This is a genomic window from Hyphomonas sp., assembly GCF_046313735.1.
Lineage (GTDB): Bacteria > Pseudomonadota > Alphaproteobacteria > Caulobacterales > Hyphomonadaceae > Hyphomonas.
Map to the genome: position 1 here is coordinate 1 of NZ_JBKBXW010000112.1, position 2,149 is coordinate 2,149.

A 2,149-nucleotide genomic window follows, 5' to 3' on the forward strand; every position below is an offset into this window, starting at 1 on the left:
TCGCCCAGCCGGACCTGCTCCTCCTCGACGAGCCGACAAACTATCTCGACCTTGAAGGCGCCGCCTGGCTTGAAGGCTATCTGCGCCGCTATCCCAACACCGTCCTCATCGTCAGCCATGATCGCGAAATGCTCAACCGATCGGTCACGCACACGATGGCGCTGGAACACCGTAAGCTGACGATCACGCCCGGCGGCTATGATGACTGGCTGAAACTGCGCGCCGCGAAACTCGCCCAGCTCGAAAGCCAGAAAGCCAAGCAGGACAAGGACCGCGCGCACCTGCAATCCTTCGTCGACCGCTTCCGCGCCAAGGCCTCCAAGGCCCGCCAGGCACAGAGCCGCATCAAGATGCTGGAGAAGATGCAGACGATCAGCGTGCCGCTCGAAGAGCGCGCCCTGCCGTTCAACTTCCCTGAGCCCCTGACCAAACTCTCCCCGCCGCTGCTGGAGATCGAGGCGGCAAGCCTCGGCTATGGTCCGCAGGCGGTCATTCTGAACAATGTCGATCTTCGTCTGGACCCGGATGACCGGATCGCCATCATCGGCACCAACGGGCAGGGCAAGACCACGCTGGTCAAATCCATCGCCGAACGCCTGCCGATGCTGGCGGGCAAACGCCGCGTGCCCAAGAAAGTCGAGATCGGCTATTTCTCGCAGGACCAGCTCGACGAGCTGACGGCCGGCGACACCGTGCTCGAACACGTCATGCGCGCCCTACCGAAGGACACGCCGGTCGCCAAGCAGCGCGGCGTCGCCGCCCAGATCGGCTTCAGCCATGAGAAAGTCGAAACCAAGGTCGAGAACCTGTCAGGCGGCGAAAAAGTCCGGCTGATCCTCGGCCTTATCGCGCTACAGAAGCCGCATATCCTGATCCTCGACGAGCCGACCTCGCACCTCGACATCGACAGCCGCGAAGCGCTGATCTATGCGCTGAATGACTTTCCCGGCGCCGTCCTCCTGATCACGCACGATGTCTATCTCGCCGAAGCGACCGCCGACCAGCTCTGGCTCGTCAAGGATGGCCGCGTCGCGCCGTATGCGGGCGACCTTGCGGACTACCGCGCCCTGGTGATGAGTTCGGACCGCTCGAAAACCGGCGCCGCCAAGCCTGCGCCTGCCGTCATCGAAGAGCCGGTCGACAAGGCCGAACAACGCCGCCGCGCCTCCCAGGCCCGCGAATCCGCCGCGCCCCTGAAGAAGAAAGCCGACGCCGCCGAGAAAGCCTTCGAAAAGGCAAATGCCCGTATAAGGACGATTGATGCGGAACTGTCGAAATCCGGTCTTTCGCCTGAGAAGATCACGGACCTCTCCGTCGAACGCGGCAAACTCGAAGCCGAAGCGGCCAAGGCGGAAACGGAATGGCTGGCGGCGCTCGACGCATATGAGAACGCCGTCCAGGAAGCCACGGCCTAGCGTCCCCCGTCATCCCGGAAATTGCGCAGCAATTATCCGGGACTTCTCTCCTCCAAAAGGCCCTCACCTCCCACGCCCTTGTGGGCGCGGGCCCCTCCTCTCCCGCAAGCGGGAGAGGGGTAAGTGCTACGTCTGAACCCCTCTCCCATGAAATGGGAGAGGAGGGGCCCATCGCGAAAGCGATGGGAGGTGAGGGCCCTGCAACCCATCCGTCTACCCCCAAAGCCCTGCCCCCGGCGGCGCCACAAACCCGTCTGTATACACCAAGCCGCTCGGGATATCCTCCGCCAGCCAGAGCGGCCCATCCAGATCCGCCGCGTCCGCCAGCTGCGCCAGCAGCATCGCGGGCGCCATCGAGAGCGAGCCCGCCACCATGCAGCCCACCATCACGCCCATGCCGGCCACCCGCGCCGCGCGCACCATCGCCAGCGCCTCGGTCAACCCGCCGGCCTTGTCGAGCTTCACATTCACCGCGTCATAAGACCGGGCAAGTGTCTGGATATCCGCGCTCGTATGCGCGCTTTCATCGGCGCAGATCGCCACCGCGCCCGGCCGCCGCATCAGCGCCTCATCTTTCCCGGCAGGGAAGGGCTGCTCGATCAGCACGACGCCGAGCCCCGCCGCGCGCGCCACCAGGGCCGGCAGGTCCGCCGGGGCGAGGCCCTCATTCGCGTCCACGATCAGCCGCGCCTCGGGCCGCGCGCCATGCACCGCCTCGATCCGCGCGAGGTCCT

At 65.4% G+C, this 2,149-nt stretch carries 2 protein-coding genes; one reads left to right on the top strand and one right to left on the bottom strand.

What is annotated here, in order from left to right:
* On the top strand, positions 1–1,415 hold a 1,415-nt coding region (locus tag ACK4SV_RS16915), incomplete at its 5' end, for an ABC-F family ATP-binding cassette domain-containing protein (protein ID WP_409919014.1).
* 213 nt (positions 1,416–1,628) lie between these two features.
* Here the strand turns inward: ACK4SV_RS16915 and ACK4SV_RS16920 are convergent.
* Positions 1,629–2,149, bottom strand: a 521-nt coding sequence (locus tag ACK4SV_RS16920; protein WP_409919015.1) for an enolase C-terminal domain-like protein, incomplete at its 5' end; no start/stop codon positions are given.